At 47.7% G+C, this 23,927-nt stretch carries 23 protein-coding genes and 1 pseudogene; 15 read left to right on the forward strand and 9 right to left on the reverse strand.

Annotated elements, in window-relative coordinates:
- Window positions 1-110 precede the first annotated feature (110 nt).
- The 5 genes and pseudogenes from Q4488_RS13505 to Q4488_RS13525 form a co-directional block, all read left to right on the forward strand.
- The gene (locus Q4488_RS13505; protein ID WP_303581006.1) at window positions 111-1,025 is read left to right on the forward strand and encodes a DMT family transporter; all 915 of its coding nucleotides are present in this window, start codon (window positions 111-113) and stop codon (window positions 1,023-1,025) included.
- 111 nt (window positions 1,026-1,136) lie between these two features.
- Window positions 1,137-1,982 (forward strand): MoxR family ATPase, encoded by an 846-nt coding sequence (locus Q4488_RS13510; protein ID WP_303581007.1) that lies wholly within the window; start codon window positions 1,137-1,139, stop codon window positions 1,980-1,982.
- A gap of 17 nt (window positions 1,983-1,999) precedes the next feature.
- Window positions 2,000-3,175: a VWA domain-containing protein gene (locus tag Q4488_RS13515; RefSeq protein WP_303581008.1), complete on the forward strand. Its 1,176-nt coding sequence runs from the start codon at window positions 2,000-2,002 to the stop codon at window positions 3,173-3,175.
- Between the two features lie 170 nt (window positions 3,176-3,345).
- Complete coding sequence (locus Q4488_RS13520; protein WP_303581009.1) at window positions 3,346-3,789, forward strand: hypothetical protein; 444 nt, start codon at window positions 3,346-3,348, stop codon at window positions 3,787-3,789.
- A gap of 199 nt (window positions 3,790-3,988) precedes the next feature.
- Window positions 3,989-4,455 (forward strand): annotated as a pseudogene (locus tag Q4488_RS13525) (transposase); the annotation flags it as partial.
- 75 nt (window positions 4,456-4,530) lie between these two features.
- Here Q4488_RS13525 and Q4488_RS13530 read toward each other — a convergent pair.
- The 8 genes from Q4488_RS13530 to Q4488_RS13565 form a co-directional block, all read right to left on the reverse strand.
- Entirely contained in the window at window positions 4,531-5,181 is a 651-nt protein-coding gene (locus tag Q4488_RS13530) for a hypothetical protein (protein WP_303581010.1), read from the reverse strand.
- A gap of 68 nt (window positions 5,182-5,249) precedes the next feature.
- Window positions 5,250-6,293, reverse strand: coding sequence for a DUF262 domain-containing protein (locus Q4488_RS13535; RefSeq protein WP_303581011.1), 1,044 nt, complete (start codon window positions 6,291-6,293; stop codon window positions 5,250-5,252).
- Entirely contained in the window at window positions 6,278-7,324 is a 1,047-nt protein-coding gene (locus tag Q4488_RS13540; protein WP_303581012.1) for a hypothetical protein, read from the reverse strand. The genes Q4488_RS13535 and Q4488_RS13540 overlap by 16 nt, the downstream gene beginning before the upstream one ends.
- Window positions 7,325-7,987: 663 nt before the next feature.
- Entirely contained in the window at window positions 7,988-8,839 is an 852-nt protein-coding gene (locus Q4488_RS13545) for a 3-hydroxybutyryl-CoA dehydrogenase (protein ID WP_303581013.1), read from the reverse strand.
- Between the two features lie 179 nt (window positions 8,840-9,018).
- On the reverse strand, window positions 9,019-10,329 hold the full coding sequence (locus Q4488_RS13550) for a uracil-xanthine permease family protein (protein WP_303581014.1): 1,311 nt from the start codon (window positions 10,327-10,329) through the stop codon (window positions 9,019-9,021).
- 11 nt (window positions 10,330-10,340) lie between these two features.
- Complete coding sequence (gene upp / locus Q4488_RS13555; protein ID WP_303581015.1) at window positions 10,341-10,967, reverse strand: uracil phosphoribosyltransferase; 627 nt, start codon at window positions 10,965-10,967, stop codon at window positions 10,341-10,343.
- Between the two features lie 236 nt (window positions 10,968-11,203).
- Window positions 11,204-11,968 carry a ParA family protein gene (locus Q4488_RS13560; RefSeq protein WP_303581016.1) on the reverse strand — a complete coding sequence of 255 codons (765 nt, stop codon included), beginning with the start codon at window positions 11,966-11,968 and terminating at the stop codon, window positions 11,204-11,206.
- Between the two features lie 65 nt (window positions 11,969-12,033).
- Window positions 12,034-13,077: a DUF2333 family protein gene (locus tag Q4488_RS13565; protein WP_303581017.1), complete on the reverse strand. Its 1,044-nt coding sequence runs from the start codon at window positions 13,075-13,077 to the stop codon at window positions 12,034-12,036.
- Window positions 13,078-13,434: 357 nt separating this feature from the next.
- Between Q4488_RS13565 and aroQ the strand changes: the two genes are divergently transcribed.
- From aroQ to Q4488_RS13590, 5 genes are all read left to right on the forward strand, one after another.
- Complete coding sequence (aroQ, locus tag Q4488_RS13570) at window positions 13,435-13,878, forward strand: type II 3-dehydroquinate dehydratase (protein ID WP_303581018.1); 444 nt, start codon at window positions 13,435-13,437, stop codon at window positions 13,876-13,878.
- A 29-nt stretch (window positions 13,879-13,907) separates the two neighbouring features.
- A complete protein-coding gene (accB, locus tag Q4488_RS13575; RefSeq protein ID WP_303581019.1) occupies window positions 13,908-14,357 on the forward strand; it encodes an acetyl-CoA carboxylase biotin carboxyl carrier protein in 450 nt (149 codons plus the stop codon).
- A 25-nt stretch (window positions 14,358-14,382) separates the two neighbouring features.
- On the forward strand, window positions 14,383-15,726 hold the full coding sequence (accC, locus tag Q4488_RS13580) for an acetyl-CoA carboxylase biotin carboxylase subunit (protein WP_303581020.1): 1,344 nt from the start codon (window positions 14,383-14,385) through the stop codon (window positions 15,724-15,726).
- A gap of 101 nt (window positions 15,727-15,827) precedes the next feature.
- A complete protein-coding gene (gene prmA / locus Q4488_RS13585; RefSeq protein WP_303581021.1) occupies window positions 15,828-16,721 on the forward strand; it encodes a 50S ribosomal protein L11 methyltransferase in 894 nt (297 codons plus the stop codon).
- A gap of 12 nt (window positions 16,722-16,733) precedes the next feature.
- Window positions 16,734-17,858, forward strand: coding sequence for a zinc-ribbon and DUF3426 domain-containing protein (locus tag Q4488_RS13590; RefSeq protein WP_303581022.1), 1,125 nt, complete (start codon window positions 16,734-16,736; stop codon window positions 17,856-17,858).
- A 39-nt stretch (window positions 17,859-17,897) separates the two neighbouring features.
- On the opposite strand, the gene Q4488_RS13595 is transcribed toward Q4488_RS13590, so the two are convergent.
- Entirely contained in the window at window positions 17,898-18,086 is a 189-nt protein-coding gene (locus Q4488_RS13595) for a hypothetical protein (RefSeq protein ID WP_303581023.1), read from the reverse strand.
- On the opposite strand from Q4488_RS13595, the gene dusB reads away from it, so the two are divergent.
- The 5 genes from dusB (at window position 18,085) to Q4488_RS13620 (ending at window position 23,924) form a co-directional block, all read left to right on the forward strand.
- Complete coding sequence (gene dusB, locus Q4488_RS13600) at window positions 18,085-19,089, forward strand: tRNA dihydrouridine synthase DusB (RefSeq protein ID WP_303581024.1); 1,005 nt, start codon at window positions 18,085-18,087, stop codon at window positions 19,087-19,089. The genes Q4488_RS13595 and dusB overlap by 2 nt on opposite strands.
- A gap of 30 nt (window positions 19,090-19,119) precedes the next feature.
- Entirely contained in the window at window positions 19,120-19,404 is a 285-nt protein-coding gene (fis, locus tag Q4488_RS13605; protein ID WP_241235033.1) for a DNA-binding transcriptional regulator Fis, read from the forward strand.
- 37 nt (window positions 19,405-19,441) lie between these two features.
- Window positions 19,442-21,025, forward strand: coding sequence for a bifunctional phosphoribosylaminoimidazolecarboxamide formyltransferase/IMP cyclohydrolase (purH, locus tag Q4488_RS13610; protein WP_303581025.1), 1,584 nt, complete (start codon window positions 19,442-19,444; stop codon window positions 21,023-21,025).
- A gap of 74 nt (window positions 21,026-21,099) precedes the next feature.
- On the forward strand, window positions 21,100-22,383 hold the full coding sequence (purD, locus tag Q4488_RS13615; RefSeq protein WP_303581026.1) for a phosphoribosylamine--glycine ligase: 1,284 nt from the start codon (window positions 21,100-21,102) through the stop codon (window positions 22,381-22,383).
- A 155-nt stretch (window positions 22,384-22,538) separates the two neighbouring features.
- Window positions 22,539-23,924 carry a tetratricopeptide repeat protein gene (locus tag Q4488_RS13620; protein ID WP_303581027.1) on the forward strand — a complete coding sequence of 462 codons (1,386 nt, stop codon included), beginning with the start codon at window positions 22,539-22,541 and terminating at the stop codon, window positions 23,922-23,924.
- The last annotated feature ends 3 nt before the right edge of the window (window positions 23,925-23,927 follow it).

Genomic DNA, 23,927 nt, shown 5'->3' on the forward strand with positions numbered 1-23,927 from the left:
CGCTGCACTGGCTTTCGCGTATCTGGCCATTCTAATGTCCGCAGAGAATATAACGGACTTATTCGCACCTTCCCTAGCCACCCTTAGATAGCCCGATATAGAACACCACCATGAATAAGCAACGCCAACAAACACCTCGCCGTCTCATTCACTTACTGATGCTATTAATGGTCGCGCTGATCGCCAGCTCGTTTCCCGTGGGTGCTCTCATTACCACGGCCCTGCCTCCCGCAGTGATGATGTTTATGCGTTTTTTATTGGCTGCGATCATGTTTGCGCCCTACGTTTTCATTAAAAACGGCTGGCACCTCCCTAACGCTAAACAACTAATGGGCTATGCCATTTTAAGCATCCCCCTGGTGGTGTTTTTCTGGTGTATGTTTGCAGCGCTTCGCTATACCAGCGCACTCAATACCGGTGCTATCTATACTATGATGCCCGCGATGACGGCCTGCTATGTGTTTATGATCAATCGAGAAAAAACCAGCAAACGTCGAGCCTTCGGTTTACTGCTGGGCACACTCGGCGCTCTGTGGATTATCGTGCGGGGAGACATCAACAGTCTGTTACAACTGCAACTGAATCGTGGCGACTTACTATTTATACTCGGTTGCCTCTTTATGGCGGCCTATAACCCGCTTATCAGAAAATTCTATGCTGACGAGCCGATGGAAGTGATGACATTCTGGGTCATCACGATTGGCAGTTTCTGGTTGCTATTACTATCACTGCCAAGCTTGAATGGCATCGCGTGGCACGCGGTCGATCTGAAAGTTTATCTGGGTATCTTATATCTCGCCATCTTTACCACGCTGATCAGTTTTTTCTTATTACAACTCGGCACACTGATCTTGGGTGCAACTCAAGTGGCCGCCTATAGCTTTCTAACGCCGATGTTTGTGCTGATTTTGAATATACTCATCGGCGCTATGTCGCTGCAATGGTCATTACTACCCGGCATAATATTGGTCATTATTGCCATGCTGCTAGTACAAAAAGAACCGGTCTCACCGCGTAACGCCTAATGTGGATAGCCAATCAATTGTCCTAAATAGTCAATTTCAGCGCATATCCTGATACTTTTTTTCTGCTAAGATAACCCTCTTTGGTAACAGTTTCTGCAGAGGTTAAGTCAGATGAAATTTGAAGGTACAGAGCGCTATGTTGCGACGGATGATCTGCGGATGGCCGTCAATGCTGCCGCCACATTGCAACGCCCCCTACTGATCAAAGGTGAACCTGGCACCGGAAAAACCATGCTGGCAGAAGAGGTGGCTCAAGCCTTTGGTAAAAAGCTACTTCGCTGGCATATCAAATCCACCACTAAGGCGCAGCAGGGATTATATGAATATGATGCGGTTTCCCGCTTAAGGGATTCTCAGCTTGGTGATGATCGAGTGCATGATATTAACAACTACATCCGTCAAGGGATGCTGTGGAAAGCCTTTGATAACGATGAACAGGTCGTGTTATTGATCGATGAGATCGATAAAGCCGATATTGAGTTTCCCAACGATCTACTGGTTGAACTCGACAAGATGGAGTTCAGCGTTTACGAAACCGGTGAAACCGTCATCGCCAAGCAACGTCCCATTATTATCATCACCAGTAATAACGAAAAAGAACTACCCGATGCTTTTTTGCGCCGCTGCTTCTTCCATTACATCAACTTTCCCGATACCGAGACCATGAAGCAGATCGTTGATGTCCACTTCCCAGATATCCAAAAGTCGCTAGTGAATGAAGCATTAGAGATTTTCTTTCAGGTACGGGAGGTCAACGGCTTGAAGAAAAAGCCTTCGACGTCGGAACTCATCGACTGGCTGAAACTGCTACTAGCCGATAATATATCCCCCGAACTGCTGCAAAATCGTGATTCCAGCCAAGCGATTCCGCCCCTCTATGGCGCCTTGCTGAAAAATGAGCAGGATGTTCACATGCTGCAACGTCTGGCGTTTATGGCCCGCCGAGAAAACCGATAAGTAGGCGGGAGTGACCGATGTTAGTCGATTTTTTCTATACCCTACGTAAAGCTCAGATACCGGTTTCCATCAATGAGCTGCTGACGTTATTAGAAGCCTTAGAGAATCATCTCACGTTCGCCAACTGGGATGATTTTTACCTGCTGGCGCGCACCTGCATGATCAAAGATGAGAAATATTTCGACCGCTTCGATCTCGCCTTCAGTCATTACTTTAAAGGCTTAGCCGAACTCCCCGACCCATTTAACAACCTGATACCGGAGCAATGGCTCGAAACGGATTTCATTCGCAATCTCAGCGATGCAGATAAAGCCGAAATAGAGAAACTCGGCGGACTCGATAAGCTGATGGAAACCCTCGCGCAACGCTTTGAAGAACAAAAAGAGCGTCATGCCGGCGGCAATAAATGGATCGGTACCGGCGGCACTTCACCCTTTGGTCATAGCGGTTATAACCCCGAAGGGGTCAGAATCGGCGGCGAGAGCAAACATAAGCAAGCGGTCAAAGTCTGGGAAAAACGTCAATTTCGTGATCTCGATGACAGTGTCGAGCTAGGCACACGTAACCTTAAAGTCGCCCTCCGTAAACTGCGTAAATTTGCCCGCACCGGTGCTGCCGATCAACTCGATCTCGATGACACGATCCGCTCTACCGCCAATAATGCCGGTTATCTCGATCTAAAAATGGTACCAGAGCGGCATAACGCCGCTAAAGTACTGATATTTTTTGATGTCGGAGGCTCGATGGACCCGTACATTCGTCAATGTGAACAGCTGTTTTCCGCGGCCCGCAGCGAGTTTAAACACCTAGAGTATTTCTATTTTCATAACTGTGTTTATGAACGGGTATGGAAAGATAATAAACGTCGCTGGAACGAACATATCGACACCTTCGATCTGCTGCATACCTATGGCCGAGATTATCGCGTCATCTTTGTCGGTGATGCGGCGATGGCCCCCTATGAGGTCACCGAACGCTTTGGCAGTATCGAGCACCGCAACCCCGAACCGGGTGAGGTTTGGCTCAAGCGTATTCTCGATAGCTGGAATAAAGCGATCTGGCTCAACCCCAGCCATCAGCGTTATTGGGAATACACCGCCAGTACCCAGATGATTAAAACAATCGTCGATAATAAGATGTATCCCCTGACCCTCGAAGGGCTGGAAGACGGCATCCGCTATCTATCTAAATAACAACCGCGACATCATGCATGTGGATACTCTAAAGCCGCCGGTCTGTCGTTAAACCGGCTTTCTTTGCAGCCACCGTGCGGGTATGCTGACTATCTTATCCACAGGCTCGATGAACCACGCGTTAGCTTAAAATAGATGCGACATTGATTGATCAACAGGGGGTTATTACTTTGAAACACATCATAGCAACATTAACGTTAACACTGATGACTAGCCTATGTATGATGCTGCCGCTCACCGCTCATGCTCAAGCACTCGATACCTGCTTCATCGATTCCTTAACCGGTAAAGAACGGAAAACACTGATGAAGTGGATGTTTTTATCCATGTCGACCCATCCAGAACTCAAAGCCTATAGCAAGGTGACTCCAGAGAACCTACAGATAGCTAAACAGGAGTTTGGGGCTCTCATTACCCGATTGATGGTTGAAGACTGCTATCACGAAACTCAAGCGGCGCTGCGCACCGAGCCTCAAGCAATACAGCAAGCCATCGCGCAAATCGTCAAACTCCCCATTAAAGATGTCGTCGCCAATACCAACGTCCGATCGGCCATCTCAGATTCAGCCAAGCATGTGGATCAGGCAAAAATCAAACAGGCTTTTACGCCGTAAAACGCACCATCGTTTAAGGTAAACACAGGTGCGGTTCATGCTTCACCGCACCCCTGTATCTCTCAGCAATAGATGATTCGCTATCTCCATTGCAAAGAAGTCAGTCCGTTTGGCTGCACCCTTAGCACTTAGATGCTGTGCCGTAGATTAAACCTGACTTCTTTTTTCTCCAAGACTGTCGGGTATCCAAGCAGTGGTTTTTGGGTTAAAAACCCATATTGGTATCGACGCCAGAACAGGGTTAACCCACAGCTTAAGCACGACAGCCGCCAAAGTACACAACATCACAGAAACGGAAAATCTGCTGCTTGGCGAGGAAGCCTTTATCACGGCGGATTCAGGTTATCGAGACGCACAAAAACGAGAGGAACTAAAAGACATCGAGGCGGACGGGCTAATTGCACTCTTTATAAAAAGAAAGCGCCACGCAAGGTGCGTCTTCTCAAGAAACACCCGAGAATAAACAAGCAACCCATTCGAACCGAATGCCTCAAAGCCAGTGACCGAGCAAAAGTAGAGCACCCGTTTCGGAGCATAAAGCGTCAGTTTGGTTTTAGGAAAGTAATCTATCGAGATCTGGCGAAAAACGACAACAAACTGGCGATGCTGTTTGCCTTAGCCAACGTATCTAGAATTGATCGAATGGTGCGAGCGGCAAGAGATTAATCCGTTTAAAATCCACTAAACAAGGTTAAATAAGCTTGTTTAGTGGTTAAAATCATCAAAACAAGTGCCAGCTTGTTATACGTGAACACCTTGCGCCTCCATGAACCAAAAATCTCCGTACTGCACCCAACTCAGGGTGTATGATTTTCCAAGGCTAATATTCACTGGTTTACCGCCGATGGGCGTAGTGAGATTTATTGGGCCAAAGCTTACACCATTTGAAATATCGTAATCCCAGCACTTAGCATTTTTATTCTTTGGATTCACCAATCTTGGCAAATCATTCATTACCAGAGAGACGCCTTCCTGGGCGATTCCAGATAAGACGTATTGCTCTAGAAGATAGAAATCTTCGTACACATCTTTCATAAAAATATCTGTAGCGCCTCGGGCACCACCAGAAGCAGCCAAGGTGCGGTAGCATTTCATTTCTATTGCTATAGAATGTTTTTCCTCTCCAAGTTCACCCTTGAAGAGTAAATCAATTTCCCGGCTACGCCCGTTTACCTGAACGCCAGTTTCTAACTCAATTTCAAAATTCTCATTTTCATGAAATGTGATCAGCGGTAACAGTTGTTGTAGGACGTAAGCGTACTGAAGCTGCATTGAAGCTTCTTTATTTATTGGTACAAGCCCATTTCCAACTTTCCGAGAGAACATAATCCAACTCAGATTTACCGCTGCTCTCATTCTTTCGGAAAAGCTTTCAGATTCGATGCTTGGCACGATCTATCCTTTACGTATAACGCCTCAAACACCGGCGCAGCTTTGCTGCGTCCGAGTGCTTTGATTTGTTAGCTCTGTAGAATCACATAATCCCAAAGCGCTTTAGATCTGCGCTTTCTTTGGCCTTGATCTTTAGTTCTCGCTGACATGCTTTTCTTATAAATATCTATGTGTTCATTTTCAATATTACTGGATCGTAACTCTGTAAAAAAATCATTCAAGTGTTGCTTAACATCTTCAACAGGTATACGTTCTTGAACACATTTATTTGCAAAGCACCAAATGCCATACAAGTGAGAAACACCGCCTACTCGATAAGAGTCAAAGTCGATATCAAGTTTTGCAATATAATTTGTCACATCAAGGAATTTAGATTCTAGTCCATTCCAATCTAGAGTTTCCTTAGCATACTTTTCATACAACGCGTCAAGTTCTTGCTGATTTGCGTGTAACGGTGTGTCCTCGATTAACTGAAATAATAGTTCTGATACAAACTCATAGTGCTCCATTCTTGCCGCATCAGTTTTTGAGAGCCTATCCTTCCAAAAGGGGCCATCTGCAATTTTTTCTACAAGCAATAACAAATCTGTTCCGTGGTATACAGATTTTCTTAATTCTTGGCCATTAAGCGGCTCCCCATTACGATTTAGTCTATCAAAGATGTTATCGATAACATTCCTATCTGATGTGTCAATATATTCAATGGGTATTACATATCTCCAAAGCTTCCTCTTGTACTCTGTAAGCCCTTTTTCATCTAACTCACTAAAATACACGCCTGCAATTTTTTCATCATAAAAAGGGCTATTTTCAAACTCATCAGATGCAGGAATTTCATTTTTTAAAAAACGTATTAGAGAGGTTAACCTTTGCTTCCCATCAATGATGTCATACTTTGTTTTACCCGTATCATCATCGATCTTTTGATGAAGAAATATCGGAGGCATTGGAAAGTTTTTCAGGACACTATCTATGAAGAAAGATTGCTTCTCATCACTCCACACGCTTCTTCGCTGATAAGCAGGATCAAAATCGTATTTATTAAGGAGGAAGTTTTCCCAAAAACTTGCAACTGTGATGGTGTTTGTTTCTCGGCTCAGGATGCTTGACATGTAACTTTCTCCTTCAATGTGGCAGAGCCAGAATACGTTACAAAATTGCTAAATATACTGGTTAATACGGCATTTATTGTACGCTTTGGATTTGGGTTTATCATAGTAACGTTTAGGAGTGGATCACAGCTTACAATAAGCTCATCCAGCTCGGCTCGGTCTACATGCCAATACGAAAGGCCGCAAATTATCATTTCGTCGTTTGCTTCTAATCGCGTAGCCTTGTGTTTTGCAGTTCCTCTGATTTGCGAAGCCCAAGTATGATTAAATCTAGAGGATTCTCCAGCAGGTGGAATTAGAGCGCTCACTAGATAATTATCATCTAGGTTTTCGTAGCTAACCGAAAACTCGTCTGTTGACCCATCTAAAAGCTCATTGTCGAGCTTAATGGAATATGAATCTTTATCCATTTTTTGTTTGTGTGTGAAGCTTATAGAACCATGAGGCTTCAATATATTGATTTTCACTTGGGGATCATTTTCGCCAATCATTCCAACGTTAAAAGGAATATCGAACTTCTGTAAAATGCGCTCAAGCCATATGTCATAGTTATAGGTAACTATAACTATTTCACTGTAATAGTCGCTCTCATTTGCATGCTTTATAAACTGTAGCCATGACCAATTCTCAGCTGATTCTGGGATATCCTCAATTATTCGATCATAAAATATGAACAAATGCTTCAAATATTGAAGCAACTCTTTGTAAGCATAAATGTATATATCATTAGGTCTATATTCATGGCCAACTGGATTGCGTTTCTCTTTTGATGCGTAAACATTCACACAGGTGATTATATCTTCAATTAACTGCATTGCGCTGTCAGCATCCATGTTCGGCCTAGCACCTAGATTCCAAAGATGGGGGCAGTGTTTGAACGATAAAAAGCCAGGCATGCGCGTTGTTGGCCATGGGACTTCAGCTCCACGCCTAAATAGGTTTACAACATCAATCTCGTCCTTTCTGTCTATATGATGGAGAAAGTCAACAGTAAATCCATTTCCTAGAGCTATGAATAGTTTTTTTCCCAAAAGTGATTCTCCAAGTTTCAGTACGGGGAGCTAACAGCTTGTTCGTGTGCGTGCCTGATATGCTGGCGAGAACTCACCGGGTTTCTGCTTGTAACCAACTGATTTCATTCTGAAACCTTCCCTAGTTTGACGATTCCCTTCCAGAAAAGCGTGCATGCACACTATTTCGCTGACGAGTGGCCTATAAACGTGTAAATCAATAACCTATTGATTTTATTGATGTTCAAAATATCACCAACCGAATAAACAGGCAAGCACGAAAACTAAGGGTGCTCCCTTTCCTTGAAAAGTTCAAATCATACTGTGTGTAATGGTCAACTAAAAAGCCGATATTCTTGGATCAAATTTTTAATTTTATGTCATCCCCTGCTGAGATGAGAGCGGAGCGGGTAAAACTGTTTTTTATTCTGGATGGTTAATCAGCAGAATCTCTCAATTAAGGCAGTAACGGGCTTCTCCAATTTCTACACACAGGTGAACCGCGCATTAAATCAAACGACCAAGCATGATTTTCTGCAAAGCCGAAATAGAGTGCAGATAAACACAGCACCAAGATGCGCTATAGCGATACAAACCAAAAAGACCGATGTCTTCACATCAGCCTTTTGTTTATTCTATCGATCAGACGTCTATCTCTGTCTGCCCGTTGATACCGCCAAAGATTCAGTCGTAGGTATAAAACCCGCGACCGCTTTTACGGCCCATATAACCAGCATCGACCATCTGCACCAGCAGTGGACAAGGTCGGTATTTGGAATCTTTAAAGTTATCATAGAGCACATTCATGATGCTCAAACAGGTATCTAGACCGATCAGATCCGCCAGTGCCAGCGGCCCCATCGGATGGCTCATGCCTAGTTTCATCACGGTATCGATCTCTTCTGCCGAGGCGATATTTTCATAACGGCAAAATACCGCTTCGTTGATCATCGGCATCAGAATACGGTTGGACACAAAGCCCGGCGCATCATTCACATCCACCGGCACTTTGCTCATGTCTAGTGACAACTGTTGTACCGCGTCAAACACCGCATCATCGGTTTGCAGTGCGCGGATGATTTCCACTAACTGCATCATCGGCACGGGGTTCATAAAGTGCATACCGATCACTTTACTCGGGCGGGAGGTGACTGCTGCTAGGCGAGTAATAGAGATAGACGAAGTGTTAGTCGCCAGAATCGTTTCTGGCTGACAGACTTCATCGAGCTTGCGGAAGATGGTTTTTTTAATCGCTTCATCTTCACTGGCGGCTTCGACCACAATATCGGTGGCAGCCATATCTGCCATATCCGTTGTTAGCTTGATGCGTGCCAGCGTCTGATCCGCTTCCGCCTGCGTCAGCTTCTCTTTCTTCACCATTCGCGCCAAACTGGAACTGATCGCCTTAATGCCTCGTTCCAAAGCGGGATCATTGAGATCATATAAAATCACCTCAAAACCTGCGCAGGCCGCTACTTGAGCGATACCGCCCCCCATCTGTCCGGCACCCACCACACCAAAGCTATTAATCTTCATATCGACTATTTCCTCTTAAAATCAGCTCACAGTGTTCCATCATCGCGGCATAATTTCAATCACAAAATAAGGGAATACCCGTATACTGCTATTATTAACAAAAAAACCGACAAAAGCCGGTTTTTCCTTTTCAGCAGAGCCGCGGTCACAACGAGGCCCTAAGAACCGCTTAAAACGGCCTATTTCGTATGATCTATCAGATCATCCACCACCGCTTGTTCTTCATGCAAATCATCCGCTTCAGGCTTATGACCCGGCAATAACAGGTTAAGCAATATCGCCACAACACCACACAGGCTGACGCCCTGCATGCTGAATTCGCCTTGACCGACCACCATACCGCCAATACCAAACACGAGGGTGGTTGCGACGATCACCAGATTGCGCTGCTCGGCTAGATCGACACGGGCTTTAATCAGGGTATTCAAACCGACCGCCGCAATAGAACCGAACAACAGGATCAGAATACCGCCCATCACTGGGGATGGAATGGTTTGTAGCAAAATACCGAACTTCGCCACAAACGCCAGTAAAATAGCGAACACCGCCGCCCACACCATAATCATGGGATTGAATGAACGGGTGAGCATCACCGCACCGGTGACTTCCGAATAGGTGGTATTCGGTGGCCCACCAAACAGTGCCGCTGCCGAGGTGGCTAAGCCATCACCAAACAATGTGCGGTGTAAGCCCGGCTTTTTGATATAGTCTTTACCGGTGACATGGCCAATGGCTAATAGATCGCCCACATGTTCAACCGCCGGTGCAATCGCCACCGGAATCATAAACAGAATTGCTTGCCAGTTAAATTCGGGGAGTACGAACGCTGGCACCGCGATAAAGGCGGCATCGGCCACGATTTGATAATTCACCATGCCAAAGAAATTAGCCATCAGATAGCCAACCACCACTCCCGCCATGATCGGTAGCAAGCGGAAGATCCCTTTGCCAAAAGTCGCCACCAACAGGGTGGTCGCCAATGCTGACATCGATACGATCATCGAATCGACATAGGGAAACAGCTCGATACTGCCATCCCCGGCTTTACCCATGGCCATATTCACCGCCACCGGAGCCAGCCCCAAACCAATCACCATGATCACGGGGCCAACCACAACGGGGGGCAAGACGCGGTGCAAAAAGCCAACGCCGCGGAACTTCACCGCCACGGCCAACATCATATACACCACGCCCGCACAGAACAGCGCCCCTAAGGTCGCGGGCATGCCCCAGGTGGTGGTGCTGTAAATAATCGGCGCAATAAAGGCAAATGACGATGCCAGAAACACCGGCACCTGTCCCTTAGTGACAAACTGAAACAACAACGTACCAAAGCCTGCGGTAAACAGCGCCACACTCGGGTCCATCCCGGTGAGCAATGGCATCAGCACCAAGGCACCAAAGGCCACAAACAACATCTGCGACCCCGCCAGAATCGTCCGCCAAAGCGGTTCGTTACCGTCTAACGTCTCGCTTATCTTTTGGCTCATCAGAGCATCCTCTATTTAGTACCAAAGATCTTATCACCGGCATCGCCCAAGCCCGGAATAATATAACCATTTTCATTGAGGTGACTATCCACCGATGCAGTATATAACTCAACATCGGGGTGAGCATCATTGACTGCTTTTATCCCCTCAGGCGCCGCGACTAACACTAAGGCTTTAATATCGTTACAACCCGATTGCTTAAGCATTTCGATAGTCGCATTCATCGAACCACCGGTTGCCAGCATCGGATCAATCACCAGCGCGAGACGTTCTTCCATATCACTGGTCAAGCGTTCAAAATACGTCACCGGTTGCAGCGTCTCTTCATCACGATATAGGCCGACGACACTGATCTTTGCGCTAGGAATCAGATCCAGCACACCATCGAGCATACCGATACCCGCCCGCAGAATAGGCACCACCGTTACTTTTTTACCTTTGATCTGCTCACCCGTCATCTCACCACACCAGCCTTCGAACTGATAGACCTCGGTTTTCAGATCTTTGGTCGCTTCATAGGTCAACAACGCGCCCACTTCTGCGGCCAACTGACGGAATGCTCGGGTGCTGATATCAGCCGCCCGCATCAGGCTAATCTTATGTTTTACTAAAGGGTGCTTAATTTCATGTATACGCATACTGAAGTCTCTTTTTAAAGCGACGAAAAACGCAAGCGTCAGCCGATGGCCGCACCATCTCACTGAGCCTGAAAACTTAATGCATAATACCTTGAGCTAAACAGAATGTCTTAGACAGACGCCATAAAATAAGCGGGGCAAGTCATGGCCGAGTGATTTAAGCAGTAAAGCGGTGTTAGCGCTGCCAAAAAGCGCATCGACGATGCGCCATTTCAGTGACGATAAAGCCAAAAATCTTAGCCGTTCAGTTCGTCATACAGCGCCAAATATTCCAGCGTAAGCTTATGCTTGGGGGCAAAGTGAATCAACGGCATGCTCTCGTTATGAGATTCTTTCATTTTAACCGATGAGGATATCTTTGAATTCAACACCGGCAGGTTATCTTCCAGCAGTGTTTCAACAATCGATTTTGAGGCATTCGCGCGAGGTTGATACTGATTAACCACAATCCCTTCAATCGCTAATTTAGCGTTATGATCCTGCTGTGTTTCCTGAACATTGTACATCAGGCTATAGAGTGCCTGACGTGAGAACTCATCGCAGTCAAACGGGATCAAACAGCTATCGGCAGCACAGAGCGCCGAGAGGGTGTAGAAATTGAAGGCTGGCGGCGTATCGATATAGATTGCATCGTACTGATCCAGCGCGTGTAACGCATCGCGTAGTTTATAGATTTTATGTTTCGCTTCCAGCTTTGCATGCAGATCGCCCAGCTCTGGATTGGAGGGCAACAGATGCAGGTTGTCATAGGCGGTTGAGTGAATAAAATCGGTAATCGCCTTAGGCCGCACCTGAAAACTCAGCATTTGCGCGAAGAAATCATTGATATCACCTTCCGTATCATTGACCTGTTCACCCAGCAGATAATGGCTGGTATTACACTGCGAGTCTAAATCAATCACTAGCGTCCGCTTACCTCGGCTGGCACTGATGGCCGCCAAGTTAGTACTAATACTCGATTTACCTACACCGCCTTTCTGATTAAAGACAACTCGGATCATAGCTATTCCCTTTCTCTAAGCGCCTTAAGCGCTAAATACCACACTCTGTCCGCCTTAGCGCTGTATTAACCCTGCTCTAACAGTGTCCGTAAATCAATAATCGCGGCGTTAGCCCGTGATATATAGGAAGCCATCACCAACGAATGGTTCGCCAGTAGACCAAACTCACTCCCATTGAGAATCATTGGACTCCAGACGGTTCCCTGCGTGGCTTCTAGTTCGCGAATAATCTGACGCAAACTGATCAAGGCATTTTTCTTTTCCAAGGCTTCAGAAAAATCAACCTCAACCGCTTGCAGCAGATGAATCAACGCCCAAGCCGTTCCCCGCGCTTCATAAAAAACATCATCAATTTCTAGGAAACCGGTTTTAACTTCGAGGTCCGCGGCATTATCGGTAGACTGACGCGCCGTCGCTTCACCGGCTAAATCGGTATTGATTCGCTTCTGTCCCACACTGGCACTGAGGCGTTGCGATAAGCTACCCAGTCGAGTTGATACATCGGCTAGCCAGCCGCGTAAATTATCCGCGCGAGCATAAAACTGAGCGTCCTGCTGTTGTGGATCAGCGAGGCGAGCCTCATAGACACGCAGATATTTCAGCGCTTTTTTATATTCACCTTCACTGGAGGGCAACATCCAGCTATCACTATCGAAGTGCAACAGTGGCTCTGCGGCTTTTAGATCAACATCTTCGGTAGACTGCGACTGCGAGCGACTAAAATCTTTACGCATAGCACGGGACATATCCCGCGCTTGCACCAGCACGCCAAACTCCCAATTAGGAATATTATCTAACCAGATGCCTGGAGGCGTGCGATCATTAGACAGATAGCCTCCCGGCTTTTGCAGTAAGGTATCGGTGATAGTAATCAGCGTTGCAACCGTCGCAGAACCTATCACTTTCTGCTCTTTACCTTCTGCCGTTTGCAGCACAAGCGGCTCAATAGCAAACGCGTCGGGTTCTTGACTCCACCAAATTCCGACACCCACACTGACCAATAAGTAGAGACCAACAATCGCTAATATTGGCCGTAACAACTTCACACGGCCTAGCGTGCCTGTCAGTTTATCCCAAAATGTGAACCACAACCGCTGTAACATATCCATGCTATTTCCTTTAACGTAAACGCGCTTATTGCACCGCAATATGGCCGATTAGATCGGTAGGGTCAATGCCCGCCCACTGTAAATAATCAATCATTATACTAGCATTGATGCCGCCGTCTTTATGCAACCGGCGAAACCCGTCATCGCATCTTGCTATTAATCTTGTTAACCGTATCAGTTACGACACCGAAAAGTCGAAACGAAATCAAATCATGAGGTGAAACCCAGTACAACGTCGCCAAAACTGATGATAAAACACAATAAATAGCAAAGCTGTTTACACTGTTTAGCTTTTCCGGCAAACTACTCTCTTTTATACCCATTGGACGTAATACTACGTCATTATAGGCTTTTTTAATGGCTAAAATACTGCTTCTTAACGGCCCTAACCTGAATTTGCTCGGCACCCGCGAGCCCGATGTTTATGGTGCAGCAACGTTGCAGGATATTAACCATCGCCTGACCACCCTTGCTCAGCAAGCCGGCCACCAGCTTTCGTGCCTGCAAAGTAATGCCGAGCATATATTGATTGAACGGATCCATCAGGCCCGTGTCGAACAGGTGGATTTTATATTGATTAACCCAGCCGCTTTCACTCACACCAGTGTCGCATTACGTGATGCACTGTTAGGCGTGGCCATCCCTTTTATAGAGATCCACATCTCCAATGTGCATGCCCGTGAAGCATTTCGCCATCATTCCTATCTTTCGGATGTGGCCGTGGGCGTGATCTGTGGTTTGGGTGTCCAGGGTTATGAATTTGCATTACAGTCCGCCATTAGCCGGATTGAACAACTTTAACATCTGAATTTATAGAGAATTTCATTCGTATGGATATTCGCAAAGTAAAAAAATTAATTGAGCTGTTGGAAGAATCCAACATCAACGAGATTGAGATTAAAGAAGGCGAAGAGTCTGTACGCATCAGTCGCGGCTCAACCGTTTTAGCGGCACCTGCTCCCGTTGCTGCCGCTCCGGCACCTGTCGCGGCGCCGGTTGCTGCTCCTGTCGCTGCCGCGCCTGTTGCTGCCGCTCCGGCCCATAACGGTCAAGCGGTTCTCTCACCGATGGTGGGTACTTTCTACCGTTCACCATCACCTAGCTCAGCAGCATTTGTTGAAGTAGGTCAAACGGTTAAAGAGGGCGACCCTATCTGCATCGTCGAAGCGATGAAGATGATGAACCAAATCGAAGCCGACCGTTCCGGTGTAGTCGAAGCCATTTTGGTCGAAGATGGTCAGCCGGTTGAATTTGATCAGCCCCTGGTTATCATCGTATAAGCTATTCACCAGACAGGTTTACAACATGTTAGAAAAAGTTGTTATTGCTAACCGTGGAGAGATCGCCCTGCGTATCCTACGGGCCTGCAAGGAACTCGGCATCAAAACGGTTGCAATCCACTCCACGGCGGATCGTGATCTAATGCACGTCCGCCTTGCAGACGAAGCGGTGTGTATTGGCCCACCCCCATCGACTCAGAGCTACCTCAATATTCCCGCTATTATCGCGGCAGCCGAAGTAACCGATGCCATGGGTATTCATCCCGGCTATGGTTTCTTGGCAGAAAATGCCGATTTTGCGGAACGTGTTGAACAAAGCGGTTTTGCCTTTATCGGCCCTAAAGCGGAAACCATCCGCATTATGGGCGATAAAGTTGCGGCGATTGAGGCGATGCAAAAAGCTGGCGTACCGACCGTACCGGGTTCCGATGGTGAGTTGCCAGAAGACGGCGACAAAGTGATCGAAATCGCACGCAAGATCGGCTATCCGGTTATTATCAAGGCCGCCGCCGGTGGTGGTGGCCGCGGTATGCGCGTGGTTCACAGTGAAGCCAGCCTATTAAACGCCGTTTACGTGACCAAATCAGAAGCAAAATCAGCTTTTGGTGATGAAACCGTGTATATGGAGAAGTTCCTCGAAAATCCTCGTCATGTCGAGGTTCAGGTGCTCTCTGACGGACAGGGTAATGCGATTCACCTGTATGATCGTGATTGCTCGATGCAGCGTCGCCATCAGAAGGTCGTTGAAGAAGCGCCGGCTCCTGATATTGATCCTACCGCTCGTGCAGAAGTACTCAAAAGCTGCGTCGATGCCTGCCTAGAGATTAACTATCGCGGTGCTGGCACCTTCGAGTTCTTGTACGAAAATGGTCGTTTCTACTTTATCGAAATGAACACCCGCGTTCAGGTTGAACATCCCGTATCTGAAATGGTAACCGGTATCGATATCGTTAAAGAACAACTGCGTATTGCCTCTGGCATGCCGTTGTCGTTCAAGCAGGAAGATGTCAAATTGCTGGGTCACTCCATCGAGTGTCGTATCAATGCTGAAGATCCAAAAACCTTCATGCCTTGCCCTGGCACCGTGAATCATTTCCATGCTCCCGGCGGCATAGGCGTTCGAGTTGATTCTCATCTATACAATGGTTACAGCGTGCCACCTCACTATGATTCGCTGATTGCTAAGCTCATCACCTACGGTGAAGATCGAGCAACAGCCTTGCGCAGAATGGAAATCGCGCTGGATGAAATGGTTGTCGATGGGATTCGTTGTAATATCCCACTTCACCAAATCATTGTGCGTGATAGTAACTTCGCCGAGGGCGGAGTGAATATCCATTATTTGGAAAAGAAACTGGGTCTGGACTGATTTAAACGTCCCGCAAACGAAAAAGCCTCCCAACGGAGGCTTTTTTTCGTTTGATCCTCTTGCTATAAAGAACAGATATCGCTGGTTATAAGGAAAACATCATGCCCTGGTTACAGATAAAACTGGATGTAATGCCAGATAACGCCGAACAGTATGAAGATCTGCTGCTCGCCGCTGGCTGTGCCGCCGTCACCCTGCAGGACAAAGAAGATACCCCTATCTTTGAGCCAGAACTGGGAACCACTCCGTTATGGAGAAACACCGTATTAACTGGCTTGTTTTCCGCCGATCATGACTTAGACGCAACACAAGCTTTCTTACACACGTCACACAAGCAACTTTTCCCCAACACCCCCTTCCCACCGATGAAAACCGAGATTGTCGAGGATAAGGACTGGGAAAGAGAGTGGATGGAAAATTATCATCCCATGAAATTTGGTCAGCGCCTCTGGGTCTGCCCAAGCTGGAAGCCCGTCCCCGAGCCCGACGCGATTAATCTAATGCTTGATCCCGGATTAGCCTTTGGTACCGGTACTCACCCAACCACCGCACTGTGTTTAGAGTTTCTCGATTCGTTATCGCTAGAGAATCAGCAGGTTATCGATTACGGCTGTGGCTCAGGCATTTTAGGTATTGCCGCTTTACTACTGGGTGCAGATCATGTGACTGCCGTGGATATCGATCCGCAAGCACTGGACGCCAGCGTGGATAACCTGCAACGCAATCACTTACCTAAAGAGCGTCTACAGGTATATTTCCCTGAGAAAACACCGCAAGTACAAGCCGACCTCGTGGTTGCCAATATCCTTGCTGGACCATTGGTACAGCTGGCACCTACCCTAAGCAGCCTGTGTAAACCTGGCGGACAATTGATTTTATCCGGCTTACTGGCGGATCAAGAGGAGGAATTACGAGCAGCCTACGGACAGGATTTTGCACTGGACCCCGCCGCAGAACAGGAAGGCTGGATTCGGATGACCGGCCTTAAACGATAAGCTGATGCTATCATGAGCCACAACACGATTACCGAGTGTCCCACCTGTGCCACACGGTTTAAGGTGACCCCAGGGCAGTTAAAAATTGCCCATGGTAAGGTGCGTTGTGGCGAATGCCTAGAAGTATTCAATGCCGAAGTCTATCGCTGCGATCACCTCAGTGACCCTCTAGAAGAGCTGATACAAGCCAGCCTATTAGATCCTGCCGATGATGATGTGAGTCAGGCCATGGATACCGCCGAGCTGCCTATCCATCGGCCTGATAATGCAGCGATGAACGACGATCATATTGCGGCTGAGGCGCTGCATCACCACGCACTGATCGGTCCGCAGCTTGAACCGTTCGCAACCTCGACCTTCACCTCATCAGCCTCTAGCTCGCCAGCCACTCAATCGGCCCCTGATGCAGATGATGCCCTTGAGACACCGCTGAATTCCAGCGTCACTATTCGCCTTCCCATGAACGTAGATGAGCCCCTCACGGTAAAAAAAGCCACCGCAGACACTGTCGCGACAAAGACTCTCGCACAGCCTGTGCCTGCAACACCAGTAACGCCAGCAGCAACAGCTGCAGCCTTTAATGGCTTTCGCGCCGAACCTATCTTTATTAATCATCAGCTAAATAAGTCGTCTGCCTGGCGAGGCTGGACAGTACTCTCGCTGATAGCCGCGCTATTATTAGCGGGCCAATATTTATGGTTTAATCGTCAGCAACTCAGCGCCCACCCGGCACTATCTTCAATTTACCAAACGGCCTGTCAACAGCTTCCCTGTCAGCTTGATACAGCGATTATGCTTGACCAAATTCACACGCTTAAATTTGTAGTTCGCCCCCACCCTGAGTATCAAGGCGCGCTTATCGTTAACCTATTACTGGAAAACCAAGCGCATACATCACAACCTTTTCCCGCGATTCGTCTATCATTCTCCGATCGTCTCGGACACCTCATCAGTCAACGCGCTTTCCAACCCAACGACTACCTTAATACCTCTCAAGCGACGCACATGATGCCCGTCAATATGACTCCAAGGCATCCGGTACAGATTGAATTCGAAATCCTCGATCCTGGTCGTAGAGCGCTTAGCTATGAAGTTACGTTACAAGAACCGCTTCCGCATAACGCGACACGACCCTAGCCAAAGCCGTGTTTTACGCCTATAGATAAGCGCTTCAGGCTATTTTAATAATCCTTTCTGATCATTTTGTAACACATTTTGCAACAACAATATGATCAAAAAACCATCAAAAACCCCTTGGCCCTCTTCATCTGAAAGAGTATCATTGTCCGCCTTCCAAACAGCGGTACCGAGGTTGTCATTTTGATAGCCACGGGCAGCTATTTCTCTAAATTCGGGGTCGGTCATGTTTCAAATCGGACAGCACACCATTGACAGTCAAGTCATCTTGGCACCAATGGCGGGTGTAACTGACCTGCCATTCCGCCGATTGTGTAAACGATTGGGCGCCGGCATGGTGGTCTCCGAAATGGTAACCTCAGATACGCGTCTGTGGCATAGTCGCAAATCCAGCTATCGACTGCAGAAAGATCCGGATAACAGCCTGAACGTCGTTCAGATTGCCGGTGGCGATCCGGAGATGATGGCTGAGGCAGCTAGCGTCAATGCTGCCAATGGCGCCCATATCATTGATATCAATATGGGTTGCCCGGCGAAAAAAGTCTGCAATAAGGCAGCGGGATCCGCCTTATTGAAAGATGAAGCACTGGTCAAGGATATTCTTCAAGCAACCGTCGCGGCGGTTGATGTGCCGGTCACTCTCAAGATTCGTACCGGCTGGGATTGTCACAGCCGTAACGGAGAATCGATCGCACGGATTGCTGAAGACGCGGGAATTCAGGCGCTCGCCGTCCATGGTCGGACACGCGCTTGTGGCTATAAAGGTGAGGCGGAATACGACACCATCGCCCGTATTCGTCAAGCCATCGATATCCCGTTGTTTGCCAATGGCGATATTCATAGCCCAGAAAAAGCCCGTCAAGTACTCGAATACACCGGCGCGGATGCCGTGATGTTAGGCCGGCCTGCTCAGGGGAATCCATGGATTTTCCGTGAGATAAGTCATTACCTTAAGACGGGCAAAGTGCTACCCTCCCCGACCGCTATTGAAGTCAGAGACACGCTCTTGGAACATCTGTCTGCCTTGTATCATTTTTATGGTGATTTTGCCGGGGTACGCATTGCCCGCAAACATGTTGGCTGGTACCTCAAAAACAATCAGGGCACAGAGCTATTACAAAACTCAGCGCTATTCAGAAAAGAGTTTAATCAGATAGAAGAAACCGAACTTCAGCAAGATGCGATCCGGTCATTTTTTATCGTACCGGGTAAAGCTAACGCTGCTGCCTAAGTAACGGTTCAATTTTTTAGGTTGATGCAAGTGGATAACAAAACATTGAATACTCAAGTAACACATATAGAAAACATCGATGTGCAGGAACGCACTTTGCGAGATAGCGTACAAGTATCTATGCATAACTACTTTCGCCAATTGGATGGGCAGCCTGTTACCGACGTATATCAAATGGTACTGGCTGAGATCGAAGCCCCTTTGTTTGAAGCCGTGATGACCTACACGCGGGATAATCAAACCAAAGCCTCTGAGCTGTTGGGTTTGAACCGAGGTACCCTGCGGAAAAAACTAAAGCAGTACGGCCTGCTGTAAACACCTATTTCTTAACCTTAACTCAGAAGACAAAACCATGGCAGAGCAGAAAATCACTCCGGTACGTCGCGCACTGATCAGCGTGTCTGATAAATCAGGTATCGTTGAATTCGCCCAGGCACTTAGCCAGCGCGGTGTTGAGATCCTTTCCACTGGCGGCACATACAAGCTACTGAAAGAAAACGATATTCCGGCTATAGAAGTATCTGACTATACCGGTTTCCCGGAAATGATGGATGGACGCGTTAAGACCCTCCACCCCAAAGTACACGGTGGTATCTTGGGTCGTCGAGGCATCGATGATGCCATTATGAATGAGCACGGCATTACCCCGATTGATATGGTAGTCGTCAACCTCTATCCATTCGAACAAACCATCGCGCGTCCCGACTGCGATCTGCCACTGGCTATCGAAAACATCGATATCGGTGGACCGACCATGGTTCGCTCTGCGGCTAAAAACCATAAAGATGTGGCTATCGTTGTTTCTGCAACTAATTATGACCGCATCATTGCTGAACTGGATGGCAACCAGGGTCTGACTCACCCAACTCGTTTCGATCTAGCGGTTCAGGCATTTGAACATACTGCGGCTTACGATGGCATGATTGCTAACTACCTCGGCGCGATTACCGATGGTAGCGTGGATGAACCCGCTGACTTCCCGCGCACCTTTAACACTCAGTTTGTTAAAGCGCAGGAGATGCGTTACGGCGAAAACCCACATCAGAAAGCGGCATTTTATGTCGAATCTAATCCGAGTGAAGCGAGCGTATCCACCGCCCGTCAATTACAGGGTAAAGCGCTATCATTCAACAATGTTGCCGATACTGATGCCGCGCTAGAATGCGTTAAACCCTTCAAAGAGCCTGCCTGCGTTATCGTTAAACACGCTAACCCTTGTGGCGTAGCCATTGGCGACAATCTTCTTGAAGCGTATAACAAAGCCTTCCAAACTGATCCAACCTCAGCCTTCGGTGGCATCATTGCCTTCAACCGTGAACTGGATGCAGAAACGGCTAAAGCGATCGTTGATCGTCAGTTTGTTGAAGTCATTATTGCACCTTCGGTTACTCAGGCTGCCTCCGATATCGTTGCCGCTAAGCCTAATGTTCGCTTACTCGCTTGTGGCGAATGGTCAACTGAACGCAGCAAACGCTTTGATTACAAACGCGTCAATGGTGGTTTATTGGTTCAGGATCAAGACCTCGGTATGGTCGATGTCAGTGAACTGAAAGTCGTCACCACACTGCAACCAACCGAACAAGAAATTCGTGATCTATTGTTCTGCTGGGAAGTGGCTAAGTATGTTAAATCGAATGCCATTGTCTATGCCAAAGAAGGTCAAACCATCGGTATCGGCGCGGGTCAGATGAGCCGTGTCTACAGTGCTAAAATCGCCGGCATCAAAGCGGCGGATGAAGGACTGGAAGTTAAAGGCTCTGTAATGGCCTCCGATGCATTCTTCCCGTTCCGCGACGGTATCGATTCTGCTGCTGCAGCCGGTATTAAAGCCGTGATTCAGCCAGGCGGTTCTATGCGCGATCAGGAAGTCATTGATGCGGCTAACGAGCACGGTATGGCCATGGTCTTTACCGGTATGCGGCATTTCCGCCACTAAGCACAACGACAACAGCAAGAGCCAGTTTATCTGGCTCTTTTGTTATCGGACGATATTAGAATAAGGGTAGAGATATGAACATATTAGTGATTGGCTCTGGCGGTCGTGAACACGCTTTAGCATGGCACGCAGCCAAAGATAGCAAGGTAAGCAAAGTATTCGTTGCACCAGGAAACGCTGGGACGACAATTGAGCCAAAACTGGAAAACGTCGCCATCGATGTGATGGATCAAGATGCCTTGGTTGCTTTCGCTAAAGCGAATCAAGTGGCGTTAACCATCGTCGGCCCAGAAGCCCCGCTGGTTGAAGGCATTGTCGATCGTTTCAGCAGCGAAGGTCTCCGTTGTTTTGGCCCATCCCAAGGTGCGGCACAACTGGAAGGCTCGAAAGCCTTCACCAAAGACTTCCTCGAACGCCAACAGATCCCGACTGCCGATTATCAGAACTTCACCGAGATTGAGCCTGCCTTAGCTTATCTGCGTGAAAAAGGCGCACCGATTGTCGTCAAAGCCGATGGTCTGGCCGCCGGTAAAGGCGTGATTGTAGCCATGACACTGCAAGAAGCAGAAGACGCGGTGCAGGATATGCTGGCGGGTAACGCTTTCGGTGAAGCGGGTCATCGTGTGGTGATCGAAGAGTTTCTTGACGGCGAAGAAGCCAGCTTTATCGTCATGGTTGATGGCACTCATGTACTGCCAATGGCCACCAGCCAAGATCATAAACGCGCGGGTAACGGTGATACCGGTCTAAACACTGGCGGTATGGGTGCCTATTCTCCTGCCCCCGTGGTAACCCCCGAGATCGATCAACGCATTATGGATGAGGTCATTCTGCCGACAGTTAAAGGGATGGCTGACGAGGGTAACACCTATGTAGGCTTCCTCTACGCTGGACTGATGATCATGGCGGACGGTACGCCGAAAGTCATTGAATACAACTGCCGCTTCGGTGATCCTGAAACTCAACCGATTATGCTGCGCCTGAAATCCAGTATCGTCGAACTATGTGATGCGGCACTCGATGGTAAACTGGATCAAACTAGCGCCGATTGGGATACGCGCTGCGCTGTCGGTGTTGTGTTAGCCGCTGGCGGCTATCCCGGTGATTATACTAAAGGCGATGTGATTAGCCTGCCGCAAAGCACCGCAGATGACACGAAGGTATTCCACGCGGGCACGGCTGTTAAAGACGGTCAAGTGGTTACCAGTGGTGGCCGAGTACTCTGTGCAACGGCACTTGGCAATAGCGTCACCGAAGCACAGCAACGTGCTTATCAGTTGGTCAAACAGATCGATTGGAAGGGTGTGTATTACCGCGATGATATTGCTTACCGAGCCATTGCTCGAGAACAACACTAAGCGATTCTCAAATCATGCTAAAACAGTCACGTTCAGTGGCTGTTTTTTTATATCACCAATTTTACCAATGAGGGCTTTCTCATAACTTTTTTCCAGTTATAATCAGACGCTATATAAAATGATAGTACCTGATTATGCCACAATGGATCTGCCCAATGACAAAGAACGGTATTAAAACAATACGTTCCGCTACCACCCAAAAGCTTACCCTCGCCTTGGCCATCGGCCTATTAACAGGCTCTGTTTCTGTTAGCGCTGCAGATCAAAAGGACAGCTTCTGTCAGAGTGCCGGTGCTAAAAACGGTTACGACTGTCAGAAATCACAGACCTTCCAAGCAAGTCAGCTGGATATAGAAGCCAAACTAAAAGAGCTTAATCGTTGGATGGCCGATGAGGAAAAAGTTCAGAATGCTTCTCCCATCAAAAAGAATTTACCCGAATCGGATAAGCTCCGCCAAAAAATAGAGTTCAATGCCGAACTGTTGGCCAGCGAGCTAAAACACGCTAAAACACTACAAGATAAAGGTGATCTAAAAGGCGCCTTTGATCAGGTCAATGACTATCTAGTCTCTAATCCAAAAGACCCCAACGGTTGGTTACTCTACGGCATTTCACTGATCAATCAGAACAAGCTAAAAGAAGCAGCCGATATCTTCAGTAAGCTTAGCCATCTGTATCCCGATGCCCCCGAACCCTACAATAATCTCGCGGTCGTTTACGCACGACAAGGCGATAATGATCAAGCCGTTGAAGTGCTATTAGAGGCCTTTGAAACTCACCCGAGTTACGCCCAGGTTCAGACCAACCTCAAAGCGGTTTATTCAGCCCTCGCCACACAAGCCTACAATCGAGCGCTCGATTTAGATAATAAACAACCGGCACGAGCGGATCTCGGCATCTTGGATCAGGTATATCAGCCGCTCTCTGCTCAAACGCTAGTGGCGGCAGCGCCTCAATCAACGCCTCAAGCAGCCCCACAAACCGTCGCGGTGGCAACAACATCAGTGACCAGCCAACCGAGCGTGACGGTCACAACCCCGAGCGAGTTGATCATCGAAGAGCGAGATAAGTCGCAAGGCACCGTGCCTGCAACGATCACCACCGAACCGGCAATTGTATCAGCTAAACAACCTATCACACCTAACCGTGAGGTTAAGCCTGAGTCACACAGCAACGTTGTGGCTGGTTTAAGCGAACCGGTTCGTGCTGAAATTCAACAGATCATTAGCAACTGGGCAAGCAGTTGGTCTGCTCAGGATGTGTCAGCCTATCTGAACTTCTATACCGATAGCTATACACCCGATGCAACGAATATTACTCATAGACAATGGGTATGGGGCCGTCAACAACGCCTCAGCAAGCCATCCTTCATTAAAGTCGTGATTACTGATGTCTCGCTGGCAGAGGCGGGTGAGGATAAAATTCGTGCCGTATTCCGGCAGCGGTATCAATCCAACACTTATCAAGATGACGTGTATAAAACCTTGACCCTGACACAGCAAAACGGGGCATGGAAAATTCAGACAGAAACAACGCTATAACAG

The organism is Amphritea sp. 1_MG-2023 (assembly GCF_030547545.1).
GTDB lineage: Bacteria > Pseudomonadota > Gammaproteobacteria > Pseudomonadales > Balneatricaceae > Amphritea.

Coding starts and splice junctions, on each gene's coding strand:
- Q4488_RS13505 (WP_303581006.1), top strand. CDS start 111: ATGAATAAGCAACGCCAACAAACACCTCGCCGTCTCATTCACTTACTG.
- Q4488_RS13510 (WP_303581007.1), top strand. CDS start 1,137: ATGAAATTTGAAGGTACAGAGCGCTATGTTGCGACGGATGATCTGCGG.
- Q4488_RS13515 (WP_303581008.1), top strand. CDS start 2,000: ATGTTAGTCGATTTTTTCTATACCCTACGTAAAGCTCAGATACCGGTT.
- Q4488_RS13535 (WP_303581011.1), bottom strand. CDS start 6,293: ATGTCAAGCATCCTGAGCCGAGAAACAAACACCATCACAGTTGCAAGT.
- Q4488_RS13545 (WP_303581013.1), bottom strand. CDS start 8,839: ATGAAGATTAATAGCTTTGGTGTGGTGGGTGCCGGACAGATGGGGGGC.
- Q4488_RS13550 (WP_303581014.1), bottom strand. CDS start 10,329: ATGAGCCAAAAGATAAGCGAGACGTTAGACGGTAACGAACCGCTTTGG.
- upp (WP_303581015.1), bottom strand. CDS start 10,967: ATGCGTATACATGAAATTAAGCACCCTTTAGTAAAACATAAGATTAGC.
- Q4488_RS13560 (WP_303581016.1), bottom strand. CDS start 11,968: ATGATCCGAGTTGTCTTTAATCAGAAAGGCGGTGTAGGTAAATCGAGT.
- Q4488_RS13565 (WP_303581017.1), bottom strand. CDS start 13,077: ATGGATATGTTACAGCGGTTGTGGTTCACATTTTGGGATAAACTGACA.
- aroQ (WP_303581018.1), top strand. CDS start 13,435: ATGGCTAAAATACTGCTTCTTAACGGCCCTAACCTGAATTTGCTCGGC.
- accB (WP_303581019.1), top strand. CDS start 13,908: ATGGATATTCGCAAAGTAAAAAAATTAATTGAGCTGTTGGAAGAATCC.
- accC (WP_303581020.1), top strand. CDS start 14,383: ATGTTAGAAAAAGTTGTTATTGCTAACCGTGGAGAGATCGCCCTGCGT.
- prmA (WP_303581021.1), top strand. CDS start 15,828: ATGCCCTGGTTACAGATAAAACTGGATGTAATGCCAGATAACGCCGAA.
- Q4488_RS13590 (WP_303581022.1), top strand. CDS start 16,734: ATGAGCCACAACACGATTACCGAGTGTCCCACCTGTGCCACACGGTTT.
- dusB (WP_303581024.1), top strand. CDS start 18,085: ATGTTTCAAATCGGACAGCACACCATTGACAGTCAAGTCATCTTGGCA.
- Q4488_RS13595 (WP_303581023.1), bottom strand. CDS start 18,086: ATGACCGACCCCGAATTTAGAGAAATAGCTGCCCGTGGCTATCAAAAT.
- purH (WP_303581025.1), top strand. CDS start 19,442: ATGGCAGAGCAGAAAATCACTCCGGTACGTCGCGCACTGATCAGCGTG.
- purD (WP_303581026.1), top strand. CDS start 21,100: ATGAACATATTAGTGATTGGCTCTGGCGGTCGTGAACACGCTTTAGCA.
- Q4488_RS13620 (WP_303581027.1), top strand. CDS start 22,539: ATGACAAAGAACGGTATTAAAACAATACGTTCCGCTACCACCCAAAAG.